General features: G+C 65.5%; 16 protein-coding genes. 8 read left to right on the plus strand and 8 right to left on the minus strand.

Annotated elements, in window-relative coordinates:
• Window positions 1-152 precede the first annotated feature (152 nt).
• From M2336_RS11425 to M2336_RS11435, 3 genes are all read right to left on the minus strand, one after another.
• A complete protein-coding gene (locus tag M2336_RS11425) occupies window positions 153-752 on the minus strand; it encodes an EF-hand domain-containing protein (RefSeq protein WP_264593002.1) in 600 nt (199 codons plus the stop codon).
• A gap of 135 nt (window positions 753-887) precedes the next feature.
• Window positions 888-2,669, minus strand: coding sequence for a diguanylate cyclase (locus tag M2336_RS11430; protein WP_264593003.1), 1,782 nt, complete (start codon window positions 2,667-2,669; stop codon window positions 888-890).
• A 77-nt stretch (window positions 2,670-2,746) separates the two neighbouring features.
• A complete protein-coding gene (locus M2336_RS11435; RefSeq protein ID WP_264572620.1) occupies window positions 2,747-3,046 on the minus strand; it encodes a chorismate mutase in 300 nt (99 codons plus the stop codon).
• Window positions 3,047-3,223: 177 nt separating this feature from the next.
• Between M2336_RS11435 and M2336_RS11440 the strand changes: the two genes are divergently transcribed.
• Window positions 3,224-4,237, plus strand: coding sequence for a polyprenyl synthetase family protein (locus M2336_RS11440; RefSeq protein ID WP_264570092.1), 1,014 nt, complete (start codon window positions 3,224-3,226; stop codon window positions 4,235-4,237).
• A 513-nt stretch (window positions 4,238-4,750) separates the two neighbouring features.
• Window positions 4,751-5,341 (plus strand): FxDxF family PEP-CTERM protein, encoded by a 591-nt coding sequence (locus M2336_RS11445; RefSeq protein ID WP_181559422.1) that lies wholly within the window; start codon window positions 4,751-4,753, stop codon window positions 5,339-5,341.
• A gap of 103 nt (window positions 5,342-5,444) precedes the next feature.
• Here M2336_RS11445 and M2336_RS11450 read toward each other — a convergent pair whose 3' ends face one another.
• The gene (locus M2336_RS11450) at window positions 5,445-6,242 is read right to left on the minus strand and encodes an N-acyl amino acid synthase FeeM domain-containing protein (protein ID WP_264572621.1); all 798 of its coding nucleotides are present in this window, start codon (window positions 6,240-6,242) and stop codon (window positions 5,445-5,447) included.
• 373 nt (window positions 6,243-6,615) lie between these two features.
• On the opposite strand from M2336_RS11450, the gene hrpB reads away from it, so the two are divergent.
• On the plus strand, window positions 6,616-9,087 hold the full coding sequence (gene hrpB / locus M2336_RS11455) for an ATP-dependent helicase HrpB (protein WP_264593004.1): 2,472 nt from the start codon (window positions 6,616-6,618) through the stop codon (window positions 9,085-9,087).
• Between the two features lie 190 nt (window positions 9,088-9,277).
• Entirely contained in the window at window positions 9,278-9,556 is a 279-nt protein-coding gene (locus M2336_RS11460; RefSeq protein ID WP_181559425.1) for an ETC complex I subunit, read from the plus strand.
• Window positions 9,557-9,586: 30 nt separating this feature from the next.
• Here M2336_RS11460 and dmeF read toward each other — a convergent pair whose 3' ends face one another.
• The 4 genes from dmeF to purM form a co-directional block, all read right to left on the minus strand.
• Complete coding sequence (gene dmeF, locus M2336_RS11465) at window positions 9,587-10,555, minus strand: CDF family Co(II)/Ni(II) efflux transporter DmeF (protein ID WP_264593005.1); 969 nt, start codon at window positions 10,553-10,555, stop codon at window positions 9,587-9,589.
• Between the two features lie 9 nt (window positions 10,556-10,564).
• Window positions 10,565-10,840 carry a metal/formaldehyde-sensitive transcriptional repressor gene (locus M2336_RS11470; RefSeq protein ID WP_181559427.1) on the minus strand — a complete coding sequence of 92 codons (276 nt, stop codon included), beginning with the start codon at window positions 10,838-10,840 and terminating at the stop codon, window positions 10,565-10,567.
• Between the two features lie 242 nt (window positions 10,841-11,082).
• The gene (purN, locus tag M2336_RS11475) at window positions 11,083-12,045 is read right to left on the minus strand and encodes a phosphoribosylglycinamide formyltransferase (RefSeq protein ID WP_264572624.1); all 963 of its coding nucleotides are present in this window, start codon (window positions 12,043-12,045) and stop codon (window positions 11,083-11,085) included.
• A 28-nt stretch (window positions 12,046-12,073) separates the two neighbouring features.
• Window positions 12,074-13,180 (minus strand): phosphoribosylformylglycinamidine cyclo-ligase, encoded by a 1,107-nt coding sequence (purM, locus tag M2336_RS11480; protein WP_264572625.1) that lies wholly within the window; start codon window positions 13,178-13,180, stop codon window positions 12,074-12,076.
• Between purM and M2336_RS11485 the strand changes: the two genes are divergently transcribed.
• From M2336_RS11485 to M2336_RS11500, 4 genes are read left to right on the plus strand one after another with little or no spacing between them, the layout of a single operon-like run.
• Entirely contained in the window at window positions 13,179-14,483 is a 1,305-nt protein-coding gene (locus M2336_RS11485) for a heavy-metal-associated domain-containing protein (RefSeq protein WP_264572626.1), read from the plus strand. The two genes, purM and M2336_RS11485, sit on opposite strands and share 2 nt — an antisense overlap.
• Entirely contained in the window at window positions 14,480-15,118 is a 639-nt protein-coding gene (locus M2336_RS11490; RefSeq protein WP_264593006.1) for a DnaA/Hda family protein, read from the plus strand. Before M2336_RS11485 ends, M2336_RS11490 begins: the two co-directional genes overlap by 4 nt.
• A gap of 2 nt (window positions 15,119-15,120) precedes the next feature.
• Window positions 15,121-17,271: an RNA degradosome polyphosphate kinase gene (locus M2336_RS11495; RefSeq protein ID WP_264572628.1), complete on the plus strand. Its 2,151-nt coding sequence runs from the start codon at window positions 15,121-15,123 to the stop codon at window positions 17,269-17,271.
• Window positions 17,272-17,287: 16 nt separating this feature from the next.
• Entirely contained in the window at window positions 17,288-18,796 is a 1,509-nt protein-coding gene (locus M2336_RS11500) for a Ppx/GppA family phosphatase (RefSeq protein ID WP_264572629.1), read from the plus strand.
• Window positions 18,797-19,073 lie beyond the last annotated feature (277 nt).

The raw sequence follows: 19,073 nt of genomic DNA on the forward strand, positions 1-19,073 counted from the left end.
CTTTCGCAAAATCGGTGGGATGCAATTCTCTGCCCTGCTTGGGTCTTGAGGTCCATCCCTCAGCCGCCTGAAAGGGGCAGGCGACCGAGGGAAAGTGGGATGGCCGATCCGGCGGCATGGGGAGTTGTCTCCGCCGGATCGGCCGAGGGGGCTCAGCGCACCGGGGGCGTTTGCGCAGGCCGTTGGTCGGTATTGCGGCGCTCCATCATGGCTTTCCGGCCGGCCTGCCGTTCCTCGGGCGAAATCTTGCCGTCACGGTTGGTGTCCATTCGGTCAAAGCCGGCAAGGCCTGCCTGGATGAAGGTGGCGCGGGGGATCGGCTTGTCACGATAGGCAGCGAGTTCGCGTCCCATCATCATCATGCCGCCGCCCATGCCGGGGCCGCCATGGCCACGCCGTTTGCCTTCATGGCCGCGTCGCTGATGGCCGCCGGCCATCGCGCCGGCTTCCGTAAATTCGGCTTTCGAGATTGAGCCGTCCTTATTGGCGTCGAGGCGGGCGAACATCGCATCGCGCATTTTGTCGCGATTCTGCGCCTGATGGGCCTTGCGCTCCTCAACCGAGAGCACGCCGTCCCGATTGGTGTCGGCGGCATCGAACATGGTCGCGAGGCGCTTTTCGAGGGAGGCGCGATCCATCGGCGGACGGGCTTCGCCGCGCTGGGGCGGCTGCGGTGCCGATTGAGCGATTGCCATGGTCCCGATGGACAGCAGGCCGACGCTGGAGAGCGCGATTGCGGTGAGACGTTTCATAGACTTGAATTCCTGGTCTGCCGGCGCCGGGGGGTAGCGCCATGACCATGATATAGCGGGGACTTGTCGCGAGACTTTGTCGCGGGCAGACGCAAATGTCACAAAATGTCGCCAGTTCGCGGCCGACCTTGCGGATCAGGCAGCGACCACCCGATTGCGACCGCCGCGCTTGGCCTGGTAGAGCGCGATGTCCGCCTCATGGATGAAATCCTCGGCGCTTTGCCCCTGCCGGTAGCGCACGACGCCGCAACTGATCGCAGCCCGCAGGCTGTTACCCGAGGGCAGGGCAATGGGCTCGCTGCTGACCGCGGAGACGATCCGGCCGCAGATTTCCTGCACACGATCCCAATTCGAGGTGGCGAGGAGCACCACGAACTCGTCGCCACCCATGCGCCCGACCGCGTCGCTCGCCCGGACCTGGCTCGAGATGCGACATGCGATTTCCCGCAGCACGGTATCGCCCATCTGGTGGCCGCTATTGTCGTTGATCAGCTTGAACCGGTCGATGTCGATCACGGCCAGGCTGAGGGTGCCCGGTGTCGCCTTCACCAGCGCCTGCTCCAGCCGCTGATGGAAGCCGGCGCGGTTGAGCAGACCGGTCAGGCTGTCCGTCGTGGCGGTGCGGGAGAGCCACAGTTCCTGCTTCTTGCGCTGGGTGATGTCTTGCACCGTCGCGATTGTCCCGATGCACCGACCGCGCTCGTCGAAGTGCGCGCGGAATGTCGCCTCCATCCAGGCGTCACGCAGCTTGAGGGTGCGAAACTCGGCAATCTGGCTCGTGCTCACATCCTCAAGCGCCGCGCTATGCGCGCGGGTCAGATCATATTGGCCTTCCTCCGAAATGTCGGAGAGCTCTGCGCCGACGAGCGCGTCGAACGGGCGGTCGAGCAGCAGTTCGCGCGTGCCCACGACCCGCGTACAGACGCCTTCGAGGTTGAACGCCAGCAGCAGCACCGGAGACGCGGAGGCGAGCAGGTTCAGCGACTGCTCGTTCTGGCGCATCCGCTCGATCATCGCCTGCCGGCTGGCGAGCATGGCCGAGATCGGCACCTGCACCACGATGAGCAGGGCGATGAACATCTGGATGCCGTAGAGGTGATGGGCCGCATGATGGCTGTGCATCACCGGCGGGCCATAGCCGCCCATCATCGCTGCGCCGCCGATGACGGTGACGATGGCGAGGGCGATCTTCGTCGCCATCCACCCGCTGCGCAGTAGAACGAGCAGCATGGGCGGAACGACGAGCAGCAGATGCGATGATTCCGTCGAGAAGAAGGCGACGCCAGCCGCGCCGGCGGTGAGGGCGAGCAGCGCCGCGACTTCTAGCCTGCGTTGCCGGGTCTGGCTGGCGAGGCTGCGCTTCATCTCGCCGTTGAACATGGCAAGGAAGACCGGCGTGAAGATCAACAGGCCCAGAGCATCCGCCAGGAACCAGCGCGCATAGGCTTCGCTGAGCGGATGGGCATTGTTGGCCCAGGCACCGAGCCCGCCGAGAAAAGCGCCGCAAGCCGGGCCGACCAGCCCGGCCCAGATCAGCACATGAGGGAGAGCCTCCGGGTCCGAAAAGGCGTGGGCGCCATTCCTGTGCAGCTTGAGCCCGGCCACCGCGACGGCGATTTCCAGCCCATTGGCGAACCCGTAGACCAACGCCGTCTGGAGATTATTGCCAGCCGGCAGGCCAGACAGCACATTGGCGACCATGCCCGCCATGATGAGGGCAGGGGCCTGCCGCGCGGGCCGGGCGAGCACGAGCGCCAGCAGAAAGGCGTTGGCGATCCAGACGGGCGCGACCATGCCATTCGTGGTCTTGAGCGATATGGTCGCGTAGGAAATCACGAAATAGCCAAGGCCCACCAGTACCGGCAGGCCGGCGTGGCGGATGAAGGCATAAAGAATGTGGCGCTGGCTTTGCCCCATGGCCCATCATGGCCCGGCGCAGGTTGTTACCTGGTTAACGCAGCGGGAACAATCTGGCGGCGTTACCCTCGGGCACCTCAGGCGCCAGCGGCATCCGCTTCGTCGGCGCGCATCTGTTCGTGATGCCGGATCACTTCATCGATGATGAAACGCAGGAATTTCTCGGTGAAATCCGGGTCGAGATTGGCGTCGATAGCCAAAGTGCGCAGCCGTTCGATCTGCCGGGCCTCGCGATCCGGGTCGGCCGGGGGCAGGGCGGACTGGGCCTTGTGCTCCCCGACCGCCTTGGTGATCTTGAAGCGCTCCGCCAGCATGAAGACCAGCGCCGCGTCGATATTGTCGATGCTTTCGCGGTAGCGCCTGAGCGTTTCGTCCATTCCGGGTCGTCTCCCTGAGCCTCTGGGGCATTGTTCCTGTGGCCTGATCTCGCTGGGGCGAACCAGGCTGATGAGGGGCCGGGCAGCGCCCGCAACGGCGCATCACTTGCCGCTCCGGGCGCACAAGGCAAGCCAATTTGCTTGCCAAAGCGCGGTCATCTGGTCAGAGCACCGCGCATGAGCGCCACAATCCACCACCTGCCCCGCCAGGGCGCGCCATCCCTCCAGCCGATGCTGAGCCTCGTTGCGGAGGATATGAACCGCGTCAACGAAGTCATCCTCGCCCGAATGCAGTCGCGCATTCCGCTGATCCCGGAGCTGGCCGGGCACCTCATCGCCGGCGGTGGCAAGCGGCTGCGCCCCATGCTCACGCTCGCCTGCGCCCGGCTGCTCGATTATGCCGGCACTCGGCACCACAAGCTGGCGGCGACGGTGGAGTTTATCCATACCGCCACGCTGCTGCACGATGATGTGGTGGACGGCAGCGCCATGCGCCGCGGCAAGCAGACCGCCAACATGATCTGGGGCAACAATGCCTCGGTTCTGGTCGGCGATTTCCTGTTCAGCCGGTCCTTCGAGCTGATGGTCGAGGATGGCAGCCTCAAGGTTCTCAAGATCCTTTCCAACGCATCTGCGGTGATCGCCGAGGGGGAGGTCAATCAGCTGACCGCCCAGCGTCGTGTGGAGACCGACGAGGACCAGTATCTCGACATCATCGGTGCCAAGACCGCAGCCCTGTTCGCAGCAGCCTGCCGGATCGCCGCCGTGGTCGCGGAGCGCCCGGAGGCGGAGGAATTGGCCCTGGATGCCTATGGTCGCAATCTCGGGATTGCCTTCCAGCTCGTCGACGATGCGATCGACTATGTCTCGGACGGCGCGACGATGGGCAAGGATACCGGCGATGACTTCCGCGATGGCAAGATCACGCTGCCGGTAATCCTGGCTTATGCGCGCGGCGGCGAGGCGGATCGCAAATTCTGGAAAGAAGCGATGTCCGGCCTCCATGGCGACAATGCCGATCTCGCCCATGCCCAGCATTTGCTGCGCGAAACCGGCGCGATCGACGACACCATGGCGCGGGCGCGCCATTATGGCCAGCGCGCCATCGACGCCATCGGCATGTACGGCAAGGGTGCCGCCAAGTCTGCGCTGGTCGAAGCCGTCGAATTCGCGATCGCGCGGGCTTACTGATCCGGCTTTTCAGCGGGCGCCAGCGCCTTCCACGTTGCACCGACAACCATAGCGAGATGACGCGCCGCGCTGCCCGATTGGGCGGGGCGGCCGCCTCGCCTAGCCGGTCTCGAATCGGGGCTTGTCGGTGCGGCAGTCCGCCACTTCCCCTCTTCTCGCCAGTCCCTTCCCGTCCATTTTCGGGACACGGGGTATATCGGCCACGACCCAAATAATTTTGCACTGCACGGGAACGATGCTGCGTTGCGATGAAGCGACCGCACTGCCCGCCATAGCGTGGTAAATCTGCGGTTAACGGTTGGGAACTTTGGGAACCCGGCAAATTGGTTGGCCGGATTAAGTATCTGAAATACAGCAATAAAATATGAGGAATCCGTTGATAATCCGTTAACCGACCAGTATTTCTCTGCGCGAGCGGTCGCCTCATTATCTACTCGGAATGTTCGCCTTTCAGGCGGTGTGGGAGAAGCATGATGAGCCAGCTCAAAAACCGAACAAACAAAGGAGCTATCCATGAGGAAACTGGTATCTTTGGCCGCACTGGCCACTGCGGCAGCATTTGCGCCGGGTGCGGCCAACGCCGCCACCTGCGTTGCCATGAACTGCACGTTCACGCCTGGCGATGACGAGTTCACCACGTCTGGCGACACCATCCCCCCCATCACCGAAGCCGTTTCGGCCACCATTGGCCGCACCGACATCGGTTCGGGCATCTTCACCGACATTTACCGCTTCATCGTTGACGTTGATGGCGTCGGCAGCGGCGGCATCATCACGACGCTGTCGGGCCTGTCGACCAACATCGACCTGCTGACTGTCACGATCAACGGCAAGGACGTCCCGATCTTCGGCCAGGGCACCGACGTTGAATCGGCTGGAATTTCGGGCTTCCCGATCATGGCCGGCATGCTGAACGAGCTGGTGATCAGCGGCACGTCCGCCGGTCTGGGCTCCTACGGCGGCAACCTGACCTTCACGCCGTCGCCGGTGAGCGCGCCGGTTCCGGAGCCGGCCACCTGGGCACTGATGCTGCTCGGCTTCGGCAGCCTTGGCTACACGATGCGCCGCGCACGTCGCACTAGCGCACGGGTCCAGTTCGCCTGATCATCCTGGCCGTCTCCCACGGGACGGCCTCGATAAAGAATGGGGATCAACGGGTGCAGCCGTTGATCCCCATTTTTTATGCGATGAGAGCAAACGATCCTGTTCAGGCGGCGCTGCGCCAGAATGTGCCGCTCATGCCATTGCGGCTGCGGGGTTCTGCGCAACCCGCATCCCTGTCCCACAAGCGCGCGACGCGCCGTGCGACGTCCTGCTCCTCATCGCGCGAGAAGAAATAGGGGTAGAGCGAGCGGCCGATCTTGTCGGCGCGGCCGGCAAAGCGATTGATCTGGTCGGCGACATCGCAGACCTTGAGGCGCATGAGCTGTACCGGCGTATCCTTGGGCCACCAGGAGACGGACTCATCCATCTTCGGCGGGCCAAGCCGATCGAAACCGAGCATGGCCTCATAATAGCGCACATGGCGTGGATGCACCTCGATCACCAGATCCGTGCAATCGAAGCGCTGCATACCGTAAATGAAGATGACATGAAAAAGCCCCGCGAGGACGGAGGGGGACTTGGTCATGGGATCGACCGCGAACTTGGTGAGCTCGCACAGGCGGGCACCGGGCGCCTCGCGCAAGGCATCCAGTTCCATGCGGAACGTCTGATCGGTCGAAAGGCCGGCTGGTGAGTCCACCGTCAGGGTGAGCGTGGCGATTACGGCATCTTCCAGCGCTGCCGTGAAGACGGCCTGGTGATCGCCATTGTCGGGAAGCAGATGCGCCATTCCATAACCGCGCGATCCATACATGCGGTTCAGGAGATCATGCGCCTGCTCGCGCAGGTCGGGCCGATCAGCCAGCCGGACATCGATGGTGCGCAGCCGCTGGCCGCAGGCAGACGGTATACGGCGCACGGACAGCAGCCCGCCGTGCGGTTCCGCCAAAGAGGCGGACACAATATGATCATGCACTTGGACGACCCCCAAAAGGCCCCAACCGGGCCAGACGAGCTTTCTATTTTTACGAAGCCTTGCGCCTCAGCGAGACCATGGATGGGTTCGAACGGTTAACAGAGCAATACCTCTTCGCGGTAAAGAGGCGGAGCGTTCGGGCGTTGCGGCAAAAGGTAGAGAGTTCCATGACTTAAGTGAACAAGTGCACGGAACTCTTGCCGCACCGGTGCAATCGCAGGAGCAGATTGCTCCCATGGCGGTGGTTAAGCATTAACCATGTTCGCCATCCTCGGATGACGCTGCGGCGGTCAGGCTTTGCTCTTATCCCTTACGCCGCCAGCTTGGCTTTGCCGGCGTCGGCGCATAAGCGAATGACGTGACCGCTGCGCTCCCCATCCATGAGGTTCTGCCCGACCTGCTCGCCGCCTTGCGCGCGGGACCGAACGCCGTGCTCGTGGCGCCGCCCGGCGCGGGCAAGACGACCAGCGTTGCGCCCGCTTTGCTGGGCGAGCCGTGGGTGGCGGGCGGGCAGATCTGGCTGCTCTCGCCGCGCCGGCTTGCCGCGCGCGCTGCTGCCGAGCGCATGGCGGATCTGGCTGGTGAGAAGCCCGGCGACACCATCGGCTATGCCACCCGACTTGAGAGCCGCCAGTCCGCCCGCACCCGCATCCTCGTCGTGACCGAAGGGATCTTCCGGCGCCGCATTCAGGCCGATCCAGAGTTGACCGGCGTCGCCGCCGTGCTGTTCGATGAAGTTCATGAGCGCAGCCTGGAAGGCGATTTCGGGCTGGCCCTCGCGCTTGATGCGCAATCCGGCCTGCGCGAGGATTTGCGCCTGCTCGCCATGTCCGCCACGCTTGATGGTGCGCGCTTCGCCACGCTCATGGCGGTGGAGGACAAGCCGGCCCCCGTGATCGAGAGCGCGGGCCGATCTTTCCCCATCGATCTGCGGCATATTGGCCGCGCGGCAGAGCAGCGCATCGAGGATGGCATGGCGGCGGCGATCCGTCGCGCGCTGGCCGAAGAGTCGCAGGGCGATGTTCTGGCCTTCCTCCCCGGTGTCGGCGAGATCGAGCGCACGGCCGAGCGGCTGATGGGGCTGTCCGAGAGCATCGCCCTCCATCGCCTGCATGGCTCGCTCGACCCGGCAGCGCAGCGCGCGGCCCTGCGGCCGGCGGCGGCAGGCACGCGCAAGCTGATATTGGCGACCAGCATCGCCGAGACCAGCCTCACCATCGACGGCGTGCGCATCGTGGTCGATTCAGGGCTCGCCCGTCGGCCCCGGCACGATCTCGCCGCCGGCGTCACGCGCCTGGTGACGGAACGCGCCAGTCAGGCCGCAGTGACCCAGCGCGCCGGCCGCGCGGGTCGTCAGGCGCCGGGCGTGGCCTACCGCTTGTGGGAAGCAGCGGCGACCGCCGGGCTGCCGCCGTTCGATCCGCCCGAAATTCTGGAAAGCGACCTGACCGGCCTGCTGCTCGATTGCGCGGTGTGGGGCGTGACCGACCCGACCATGCTGCGCTGGCTCGATCCGCCACCGGCGGCGGCCGTAGCAGAGGCGCGGCGCCGGCTCGAGGCGCTGGGCGCGCTGGATGGGGAGGGGCGGGCGACGCCGCATGGCCGCGCGGTCGCCGATCTGCCGCTGGAGCCACGCCTCGCGCATATGCTCATCGCCTCGGCTGAGGCGGGGGAGGGCGCTGCGGCGGCTGACGTGGCGGTGCTGCTCACCGAGCGCGGGCTGGGCGGGCCATCGGCTGACCTCGCCCGGCGTCATGCGCTCTGGCAGCGCGAGCGGGGGCAGCGGGCCGAAGCGGCGCGTGGCCTTGCCCGCCGCTGGTTGGGGTTAGTCGCGTCCGGGTCGTCGCGAGGCATTATCGACGATGCCGCGCTTGCCCGCTGCATGATGCGGGCTTTCCCGGACCGCATCGCCCGGCGACGGGATGCCAGTGGCGAACATTGGATCAGCGCGGGCGGGCGCGGCTTCCGGCTCGATCCCGCCGATCCGCTGGCACGTGCAGACTGGCTGGCGGTGGGCGATATTCAGGGCAGCGCCGCCGGGGCACGCATCCTCTCCGCATTGGCCGTGCAGGAGGAGGATGTGATGATCGCTGCCGGGCATCGCGTCATGGACCGTCGCACGGTGCGCTGGCGCAAGGATCTGGCCGGCGTTGAGGCATTGCGCGAGCGGCATCTGGGCGCAATCCGTCTCACCAGCGGGCCGGATGACGCACCCGAACGGGCCGCCATCATTGCGGCGCTCGCACAGGCGCTGCGCAGCGAGGGGCTGGGGCTGCTGCCCTGGGGCAAGGCGGCGCAGGCGTTGCGGACACGGGCTGCCTTTGCGGGCGTGGGCGATGAGATCGGCGATGCGGCGCTGCTCGCTGATGCGGAGGACTGGCTGGAGATGCTGCTCCCCGCCAATGCCCGGCGCTTTTCCGCGATCGACGGTGGCGCGCTGCATGGCCTGCTAACCCAGCGCCTGGGATGGAATGCCACGCAGCGGATCGAGGCGCTGGCGCCGGCCGAGTTCCGTAGCCCGGCCGGCAGCACCCACGCCATCGACTATGAGGCGCCAGCCGGCCCGACCGTCGAATTGCGGGTGCAGGCGCTCTTTGGACTGTCGGAACATCCGGTCATCGGGCGCGAGCGCATCCCGCTGGTGCTGTCCCTGACCTCGCCCGCAGGCCGCCCTATCCAGACGACGCGGGATCTGCCGGCCTTCTGGAAAGGCAGCTGGGCGGACGTCGCCAAAGAGATGCGCGGGCGCTACCCGCGGCATCCGTGGCCGGATGATCCCGCCGCGGCCAGCGCTACGCTGCGGACCAAGAAGGCTGATGCCCGTCGGTGATCCTGTTCCGGATGACCTTCCGTTCGTGTCGAGCGAAGTCGAGACACGGCAGAGCGGTGCGCGCGTGTCTCGACTTCGCTCGACACGAACAGGTCGCCTCAGTCCTCCAATCATCTTGACAGGGCCACCCGCTTTGCGCGACGGCGAAAGCGCTCACATGTTGGGCATATGCACGATGGGGAAAGCACCGATGTCCGCCCGGATCTACCAGATACCCAAGAACGCCATGCAGTCCGGTCGGGCGCGCACCGGCACCTGGATGCTGGAGTTCGCCCCGGCAGAAGCCAAGAAGCCCGATCCGCTGATGGGCTGGGCCGGCTCTGGCGACACGCAGGAGCAGGTCAAGCTGAGCTTCCCCGACGAGGACGCCGCCCGTGCTTATGCCGAGCGCTATGGCATCGCCTATCACGTCGTGAGAACGCCACCCAAGACGTTGAAGATTCAGGCTTACGCCGACAATTTCCGCTAAGGTCTCGGGCCGTCCCGACCGAGGGGACGGCTAGCGCACTTCAATCGTGAGATGCGCGAGCGTGCAGCGTCCGGCCATGCGGCCGCGAATCGTGTCGCTGCTGACCTCCGGTTGCGCGATGACGCTGACGATCGCGGCATGTGCCTGCGGACCAACGCGCCAGACGTGAAGATCGTCCACGCGCGCATCGCCTTGCTCCTCGACCACCGCCCGCACCTTGCCGGCCAGCGCCTCGTCGCTGCGGTCGAGCAGCATGGTCGAAGTGTCGCGCATCAGGCTCCAGGCCCAGCGGGCGATGACCAGCGCGCCGACGATGCCCATCAGCGGGTCCATCCATACCCAATCGAGATAGCGCCCGGCCAGCAGGGCGCCGATGGCGAGGACAGAGGTCAGCGCATCCGCCAGCACGTGGAAATAGGCTGAGCGCAGATTATTGTCATGGCCGTGGCTATGCCCATGGTCATGCGCGCCATGGTCATGGGCGGCGTGATGATGATGCGCATGGGCATGATCATGTCCATGGCCATGATCATGCCCATGCGCACCGCCCATCAGCACCAGGGCGCTGGCGATGTTCACAAGCAGGCCGATCACCGCCACGAAGGTGGCCTCGCCGAAGGCGACTCTCGTCGGTTCGAACAGGCGCACCGCCGACTCGCTGGCAATCGCCAGCGCGACGAGACCCAGCGCCATGGCGGAAGCGAAGCCTGCCAGATCGCCGACCTTGCCGGTCCCGAAGCTGTAGGCGGGGTCCTGCGCATGTTTGCGCGCATAGCCATAAGCGAATGCGGCGATGGACAGCGCGCCGGCATGGGTCGCCATGTGGAAGCCATCCGCCAGCAGCGCCATCGATCCGGTCCAATAGCCAGCGATGATCTCGCCCACCATCGTCACGACGGTTAGCAGGATGACCCAATAGGTCCGCCGGGCATTTTGGTCATGCGAGGCGCCGAGGAAGTCGTGGCTCGGCGTCAGGCCGTCAATATCGAGTGTCCGCATCACCGTTCCCTACTTCGCGTAGCGGCGGATGACCGCCAGCAGTTCGTCCGCCCCTATCTGGCGTTCAGCATCGCTCAGCCCCGGCCGCGCGACATGCGCCTCCAGATGCTCGGCAATGATTTCATCGAGCAGCCCGTTCACCGCGCCCCGCACGGCCGCCACCAGATGCAGGATATCGGTACAGCTTTTGTCCGATTCGAGCGCGCGCTCGATGGCGTTGACCTGCCCCCCGATCCGCCGGACGCGGGCGAGCAACTGCGGATTGATTTCGAGGAGATGCGACATAGGGATACCCCCTATCCCTATTTGAGGCATCAATCAATTGGCGCGAGGATGTCTGGACTTCGGCTGCGGAGAGGAAACGTCGACGGTTATGCGAAGACCTCGATCCTTTTTCTCGGTCATTCCCGCGCACGCGGGAATCCATACTACCCCTGCGCGGTGACGCGAGGTTCAAGCTAGATTCCCGCGTGCGCGGGAATGACGGAAAGGAATGCTGGGACGTCGGGACCGCCAGCGCTCCCGCGCTAAAACTGGTCCGCAATCTCGAGCATTTTTGCCAGCCGCTTGGGCGCCACGGCCCGCCAGCTCTTTTCCAGCCAGCCGCGCACATGCTCCCAGTCGACGCCCGGGCGGTCGAGGCGGATCGCGATCCAGCCGCTCGCGCCGTAGTAAGCCGGGCGATAATAGATGTCGGGGTCGGCCTCGATCAGCGCGGCCATTTCGTCAGCGCCGGAGGTCTTGACCAGTAGCGCCACCGCATCCTCGCCATGGTGGCGCACCGAGACATAAGCGAAGAACTTGCCCGACGTTTCGCTGCCCACGCGCCAACCCGCCGCCCCATGCGAGTCGCGGGCATGTGTCTCCGGCAAGGCGAGGGCCAGTTGGCCGACGCGGTCGATGAGCCAGTCCGGGTCCATCTCGCGCCCCACATAGCTGGCGAGCATTCGGGGATAGAGCTGATATTCGGCATAAAGCACGCGCTGGGCGAGCGTGTCGGCAGTGTCCTCGGGCAGGATCGCGACCGGGATTTGCCCCAGCACCGGGCCGTCATCCAGCGCCGGTGTGACGAGGTGGACGGTACAGCCGCCATGGCTATCGCCGGCGTCGATGGCCCGCTGGTGCGTGTCGAGCCCCTTGAACTTGGGCAGCAGGGACGGATGGGTGTTGAGCATCCGCCCCGCCCATTGGCCCACGAAATCGGCGGTGAGGATGCGCATATAGCCGCACAGCGCGACATAATCCGCGCCCGATGCCCGCAGCGCGTCGAGCATGATCGCCTCATGGGCCTCGCGGCTCATGCCCTTGTGGCTGTGGGCAAAGGTGGCCACGCCCTCGGCCGCCGCGACAGTCAGCCCGCGCGCTTCCGGCTTGTTGGAGGCGACGAGCACGATCTCATAGGGGCAGTCCGGCAGGCGCGAGGCATAGAGGAGCGACGTCATCGTCGTCCCCGTGCCGGAGAGCATTACCGCGACTTTGGCCTTGGACACGTCAGTTCCCCCAATCCGTTCGGGCTTATTACCCTAGATGGACCGCGTTCCAGTCTGCCATGGCGCACCACGTCTCTTGCGATCCGCGCACGGTGCAGCCCTTCTCGCCATCGCGAATCTCGCCGATGCGGTGGACGGTCTCGCCCGCCTCACGCAACGCCGCACTCACCGCGTCCACATCGGCGGGCGCCACGACGACGGCCATGCCGATCCCGCAATTGAATGTGCGCGCCATCTCGCCCGGCTCGATATTGCCCTGTGCTTGCAGGAACGCCATCAGCCGCGACTGCGCCCAAAGGTCCGCATCGATATGCGCGTGCAGGCCAGCCGGCAGAATCCGCGGGATATTCTCCAGCAGGCCGCCACCGGTGATATGCGCCATCGCATGGACGAGGCCCTTGCGGACCAGCGGCAGCAGCGGCTTCACATAGATCCGGGTCGGGGCCATCAGCGCATCGATGAGCAGCACTTCCTGATCGAACAGGGCAGGGCGGTCCAGCTTCCAGCCCTTGTCCGCCGCCAGGCGTCGCACCAGCGAATAGCCGTTGGAGTGGACGCCCGAGGAGGCGAGGCCCAGAATCACGTCGCCCTCGGCTACCTTGTCGGCGGTCAGCACTTCGTTGCGCTCGACCGCGCCGACGCAGAAACCGGCGAGGTCATAATCGCCATCGGCATACATGCCAGGCATTTCCGCCGTCTCGCCGCCGATCAGCGCGCAGCCGGCCTGCTTGCAGCCCTCGGCGATGCCCGCGATCACCCGCTCGGCCACGCCATTGTCGAGGCGGCCGGTCGCGAAATAATCGAGGAAGAAGAGCGGCTCTGCGCCCTGCACGATGAGGTCGTTGGCGCACATGGCCACCAGATCGATGCCCACCGTGTCATGCTTGCCGCTATCGATGGCGAGCTTCAACTTGGTGCCGACGCCGTCATTCGCCGCAACGAGCAGCGGATCGGTAAAGCCCGCCGCCTTCAGGTCGAAGAAGCCGCCGAATCCGCCCAGATCGGCATCGGCCCCCGGTCGCCGCGTCGCGCGGGCGAGCGGAGCAATGGCGCGAACGAGCGCATTTCCGGCAGCGATATCCACGCCGGCCTGCGCATAGGTGTAGCCCTCGGGCTGGTTGTGCTTGGAGTCCATGGCCCGCCCTTACCAAATCGGGCTTGGTTTTCCAGAACAATGCCGCCAAAAGGGCGCCGTGACGCTCTCTCTGCCATCCTTGCGCCCCATTCACTTCGTGTTCGCGCTGGTTCTGGCGGCCTTTGCGGCTGTGCTGGTCGCGCAGATCGAGGGTGAGCGGGGCATTGCGCCGCTGGCCTCGCAGGGCGATTTCGAGGTGAAGGATATTCGCGTCGATGTCGCCGGGCCCAATGCCGATGCGGCGCGGGCGACCGGGTGGCGGTTGGCCCAGCGCCTCGCCTGGCAATCGCTGTGGAAGCGGACGCATGGCGGCAATGGCCCTGCGCTTGGGGACAGCGTGCTGGATGGGCTGGTGTCCGGCATTGAGGTGCAGCAGGAGCAAATCGGTCCCAATCGCTATATCGCTACGCTCTCGGTGATGTTCGATCGAGCTAGGGCCGGGCAGGCGCTTGGCGTTTCCGGGCAGATTCGCCGCTCGCCGCCGCTGCTGGTGATCCCGGTTCTCTGGGATTCGGGCACGCCGATGACGTTCGAGCGGGTGACGCCCTGGCAGAAGGCGTGGGCGGAATTCCGCATTTCCGACAGCCCGATCGATTATGTGCGCACCGCTGGCGATGGCCCGGATTCGCTGCTGCTCAATCCCGGTCAGACTGGCCGGCGCGGGCGCAACTGGTGGCGTATCCTTCTCGATCTTTATGGTGCGGCGGATGTGATCATGCCTATCGCGCGGATCGAGCGCAGCTTTCCCGGCGGGCCGATTACCGGCCATTTCAGCGCGCGCTATGGGCCGGACAATAATTTCATCGGGGATTTCACCCTGCGCGCTGCCACGCCCGCCGACCTGCCCAAGATGATGAGCGATGCCGTCGCCCGGATCGACCAGCTTTACGCCGGCGCGCTGGCGGACGGCACCTTGCGGCTCGACCCCTCGCTGGTCATCGAGGAGCCGGTCAACGCGGTCGAGATCGAGAATGCGGTTGGGCTGGAGGCGATCCTCGGTGTCCTGCCGGCCGATACGCCCGGTGCCGCCTCGTTCAGCGTTCAGATCGAGACGCCTACCACGGCCTCGGTCGGGGAAGCGCAGGCGATGCTGCGGGGTATTCCGGGGGTCAGCGCGGCCTCGACCTCAAGCCTGGCACTCGGCGGCACGTCTGTCATGCAGGTCGGCTTCAGCGGCACGATCGAGCAATTGCGCGCGCAGCTTGAAGGACGGGGATATTCGGTCGCCGTATCTGGCAACACGCTGCGGATCGCCCGTCGGAGCGCGAGTCCACCAGCCGGCGGAGGCGGGGGCGGGCAATGACCCAGTTGCCGCTGCCCATCGGCTGGTCGCGGCATGGCGGAGCGGAAAGTCTGCTGGTCCACGCTGCCAATACCGACGCGCTCGCGCTGATACGCGACTGGCAGCGCTGGCCCTCGCCCTGCACATTGCTCGTCGGCCCATCCCGGTCCGGTCGTTCGCTCATCGCGGAGGTGTTTCTGCGCGAAAGCGGCGGCGTGCTGGTCGATGATGCCGACCGCGCCGATGAGACCCACCTATTCCACCTCTGGAACGAGGCACGCGATTCGGGCCGGCCGCTGTTGATGGTCGCCAGCGAGGCGCCGCCGACATGGACGATTGCATTGCCCGATCTGCGCACGCGCCTCGCGACCGCCGCCGTCGCGCGTATTCTCCCGCCGGACGAAGCGGTTACCGCAGCGCTGATCGTCCATGGACTGGAGCGGGCAGGCTCGGCCTTCGCTCCGGACCTCCCGGATTTTCTCGCCCGCCGCACCGCGCGCTGTTATGCCGCGATCGACGGCGTCGTGGCCGAGCTGAACGCGCTGTCGCTGGCGCGGGGGCAGAAACTCTCGGTTGCGTTGGCGCGGCAAGCGCTCCGTAACAATGCGCTGCTAGACGGAGCGGATGAGACCGCACCGCATGAGGGGACCCATTGACCGTGTCTGAAGCCGATCCCACTTCTTCGATCACGGGCGCGGGCGCCGCAAACGGGGCGCGCTACTTCAACCGGGAGCTGTCCTGGCTCAATTTCAATCAGCGCGTACTGGAGGAAGCCTGCAATCCGGCGCATCCGCTGCTGGAGCGGCTGCGCTTTCTCTCCATCTCCGGCAGCAACCTCGATGAGTTTTTCATGGTCCGGGTGGCCGGTCTCAAGGGCCAGCAGCTCCAGGGCGTCGAAATGCGCTCGGTCGATGGGCTGACCCCGGCCCAGCAGTTGGAGGCGATCGGCGACCGGGCCGAGGCGCTCATGTCCGCCCAGCAGGTCGTCTGGCATGATCTTCATGCCGCGCTCCGCAGCGCGCATATCAGCGTGATCGGTCCCGAACCGGTGGATGCCCGCGCGGACAGCTGGATGCGCCAGCATTTCCTCGAGCAGATCTTCCCGATCCTCACGCCCCAGGCGCTCGATCCCGCCCACCCGTTTCCGTTCATTCCCAATAAGGGCCTCAGCCTGTTCTTCGACCTGTTGCGCGAATCGGACAAGGAGGTGGTACAGGAGCTGGTGATTCTGCCGGCCACGCTGCCGCGCTTCATCCGCGTGCCGGGCAAGAACGCGCGCTACATCGCCATTGAGGCGCTGGTACGGCGCTATTCGGCCTTGCTCTTCCCCGGCTTCATCGTGCGGGACAGCGGCCTGTTCCGCATCCTGCGCGATAGCGACATCGAGATCGAGGAAGAGGCCGAGGACCTCGTCCGCTATTATCGAAGCGCCATCAAGCAGCGCCGGCGCGGCCGGATCATCCGCGTGGAAATCGAGAGCGGCGTGGCCGAACCGGTCGAAACCAAGCTGCAGACGATGATGCAGGGCCATGAGGCCATGGTCGTGGATATCGATGGCTTCATGGGTATCGCCGATCTGGCCGAGGTGGTCGAGGAAGATCGGCCGGATCTCAAATTCCCGGCCTACGCCCCGCGCTTCCCCGAGCGCATCCGCGAATATGGCGGCGATTGCTTCGCCGCGATTCGCGCGAAGGACATCGTCGTCCACCACCCTTATGAGAGCTTTGATGTCGTCATCGCCTTCCTCAAGCAGGCGGCGGACGATCCCGATGTAGTGGCGATCAAGCAGACGCTCTACCGTGCCGGCAAGCAGAGCGCGATCATCCGTGCCCTCATTGATGCGGCCGAGGCAGGCAAGTCCGTCACCGCCGTCGTCGAGCTGAAGGCGCGGTTCGATGAGGAGCAGAACCTGCTCTGGGCCGCGCAACTGGAGCGCGCCGGCGTGCAGGTCGTCTATGGCTTTATTGACTGGAAGACCCACGCCAAAATTTCGATGGTCGTGCGGCGCGAGGGGAACGGCTTTCGCACCTACTGCCATTTCGGCACCGGCAATTACCACCCGATCACCGCGCGCATCTATACGGACCTATCCTTTTTCACCGCTGATCCCCGGGCCGGGCGCGATGCCGCCGCCGTGTTCAATTACATCACCGGCTATGTCGAGCCGCAGCATATGGAGATGATTACCCTCTCGCCGCTGCACATGCGCGACAAGCTCGCGGCGCTGATCGAAGCGGAAATCGAGCATGCCCGCGCTGGCCGCCCTGCGACGATCTGGGCTAAGATGAACAGCCTGGTAGACCCCGCGATCATCGAGCAGCTTTATGGCGCCAGTAATGCGGGCGTGAAGGTGGAACTGATCGTGCGCGGCATCTGCTGCCTGCGGCCCGGCGTGCCGGGCATGTCGGAGAATATCTCGGTCAAGTCGGTGATCGGGCGGTTCCTGGAACACAGTCGCATCTGGGCCTTCGGCAATGGCAAGTCCCTGCCCAACAATAGCGCCAGGCTGTTCATCAGTTCGGCGGACTGGATGCCACGCAATTTCGACCGGCGGGTTGAATATATGCTGCCGATTGAGAACCCGACCGTCCATGATCAGGTGCTCGATCAGGTGCTGGTGGCCAATCTGCTCGATGATGAGCAGAGCTGGGCACTGGGCAGCGATGGCAGCTACACACGCCTCAAGCCGGGGAAGAAGCCGTTCAACCTGCATCATTATTTCATGACCAATCCGTCCCTCTCCGGTCGCGGTGCCTCGCGGCGCTCCGCCCGCGCGGTGCCCAAGCTCTCGCTCTCCGAGCGTGGCTGAGGACAGAGGTGCGGCCATGACCCTGCTCGATCGCACGACGCGCCGCTCGATGAAGGCGACGCTCAACGGCCCGCATTTCCGCCGGACGGCGATCATTGACATTGGCTCCAACAGCGTCCGCCTCGTCGTTTATGACGGGCCACGGCGCATTCCCTTCGTGCTGTTCAACGAGAAGGTGCTGGCGGGCCTGGGCGCGGAGATCGGCACATCCGGGCGGATCGGCGCGGCGGCGATGGAGCGCGGGCTGATGGCGCTGGAGCGCTTTGCCCGGCTGTGCGTGGAGATGGAGGTGGACCAGATCACCTGCGTCGCCACCGCCGCCGTGCGCGATGCGTCCAACCGCGATACCTTCATCGACCGTGCGGCGGAGATCGGCCTTGAGGTGCGCGTGCTGAGCGGTCAGGAGGAGGGGCTGGCCTCTGCGCACGGGCTGCTCTCCGGCATGCCGCGTGCGGACGGGATCATGGGCGATCTGGGCGGCGGCAGTCTCGAACTGGTGCGCGTGCGGCCCGAGGGCGTGGAGATGCCCGTTTCCCTGCCGCTCGGCATTTTTCGGATCGGTGACGTCCGCGCGCGGGGACGCAAGGGGCTGGTCCAGCATCTCGATGGGCTGCTCAAAGCGCAGGGCCTTGGCGACATCGAGCAGGGCCTGCCCTTCTATCTGATCGGCGGCAGCTGGCGCGCGCTGGCGCGACTGGACATGCACCTCACCAATTATTCGCTGCCGATCCTGCATCATTACGGAATGACGCCGGATCGCCCGGCCGAGCTGCTCAAATGGCTGGAAAGCGCGCAGAAGGCGGATCTCAAGGCAGTCGGCGTCTCCAGCGCGCGCTTCCCGACCCTGCCGGATGCAGCGCATCTGTTGTGCGCGGTGGTGGAGCGGCTGCGCTCCGCCCATCTCACCGTTTCGGCCTTCGGGCTGCGGGAAGGGCTGCTCTACGGGAGCTTGCCGCGCGATATGGCGAATCAGGACCCGCTCCTGGTCGCCGCCCGCATCGAGGGTGAGGCGCAGGGGCGCTTTGTCGGCCATGGCGATACGATCAGTGGCTGGATCGCGCCGTTGTTCCACGATGATCCGCCGGAATGGGCGCGCATCCGCTTTGCGGCCTGTCTGCTGGCGGATGTCGGCTGGCGCGCCAATCCCGAGTTTCGCGCCGAGCGCGGCATGGAATTCGCCTTGCAGGGCAATTGGGTCGGCGTGGATGCCGCCGAGCGCGCCGCGCTGGGGCAGGCGCTGCACGCGAATTTTGGCGGCGGCACCAGCATACCCGCGCTGCTCGCAGGCCTTGCTCCCGAGCCGCTGCTGCGCCGCGCGATCCAGTGGGGCCTTGCCATCCGCCTGTGCCAGCGCCTCTCCGGCGGCGCGGAAGGCCCGCTGGACGGCTCCTCGCTCGACGTGCGCGACGGCACGGTCATCCTGCGCCTCGACCCGGAACATGCGGCACTTGCCGGCGAATCCATCGACCGCCGCCTGCGCCAGCTCGGCCAGGCCATGGGCATGGGCTATCTGCTCGATGCGTGACTTGGCTGCGGGCAAATTCCAGAGCCGACGGATCGGCCGCTCAGAGTATTTTTGAAGGATTTAATGGGTTGTCTTGGGGTGGTTAGCTGCCATTCATGCTAGTAATGTCTTAAGCGCTCAGAAGGACGCGCAGTTGATTGCTCTATTGATCATGGCCAATGTGAGCCGCTGCGCTGCGCCGACGCTCTGTCCGACCGATGAACAAATATTGGCCGCAGTTCGTAACCGTGACGGCGCGGTCGTCCAAGCCGCCTCCAACCAAGCGGCACAAGACGAT

The organism is Sphingobium sp. B1D7B (assembly GCF_025961965.1).
GTDB lineage: Bacteria > Pseudomonadota > Alphaproteobacteria > Sphingomonadales > Sphingomonadaceae > Sphingobium.

What these genes read in the sequence shown, in the direction of transcription:
- M2336_RS11425 (WP_264593002.1), bottom strand. Translation starts at nt 752, where the DNA reads ATGAAACGTCTCACCGCAATCGCGCTCTCCAGCGTCGGCCTGCTGTCC.
- M2336_RS11430 (WP_264593003.1), bottom strand. Translation starts at nt 2,669, where the DNA reads ATGGGGCAAAGCCAGCGCCACATTCTTTATGCCTTCATCCGCCACGCC.
- M2336_RS11435 (WP_264572620.1), bottom strand. Translation starts at nt 3,046, where the DNA reads ATGGACGAAACGCTCAGGCGCTACCGCGAAAGCATCGACAATATCGAC.
- M2336_RS11440 (WP_264570092.1), top strand. Translation starts at nt 3,224, where the DNA reads ATGAGCGCCACAATCCACCACCTGCCCCGCCAGGGCGCGCCATCCCTC.
- M2336_RS11445 (WP_181559422.1), top strand. Translation starts at nt 4,751, where the DNA reads ATGAGGAAACTGGTATCTTTGGCCGCACTGGCCACTGCGGCAGCATTT.
- M2336_RS11460 (WP_181559425.1), top strand. Translation starts at nt 9,278, where the DNA reads ATGTCCGCCCGGATCTACCAGATACCCAAGAACGCCATGCAGTCCGGT.
- dmeF (WP_264593005.1), bottom strand. Translation starts at nt 10,555, where the DNA reads ATGCGGACACTCGATATTGACGGCCTGACGCCGAGCCACGACTTCCTC.
- M2336_RS11470 (WP_181559427.1), bottom strand. Translation starts at nt 10,840, where the DNA reads ATGTCGCATCTCCTCGAAATCAATCCGCAGTTGCTCGCCCGCGTCCGG.
- M2336_RS11485 (WP_264572626.1), top strand. Translation starts at nt 13,179, where the DNA reads ATGGCCCGCCCTTACCAAATCGGGCTTGGTTTTCCAGAACAATGCCGC.
- purM (WP_264572625.1), bottom strand. Translation starts at nt 13,180, where the DNA reads ATGGACTCCAAGCACAACCAGCCCGAGGGCTACACCTATGCGCAGGCC.
- M2336_RS11490 (WP_264593006.1), top strand. Translation starts at nt 14,480, where the DNA reads ATGACCCAGTTGCCGCTGCCCATCGGCTGGTCGCGGCATGGCGGAGCG.
- M2336_RS11500 (WP_264572629.1), top strand. Translation starts at nt 17,288, where the DNA reads ATGACCCTGCTCGATCGCACGACGCGCCGCTCGATGAAGGCGACGCTC.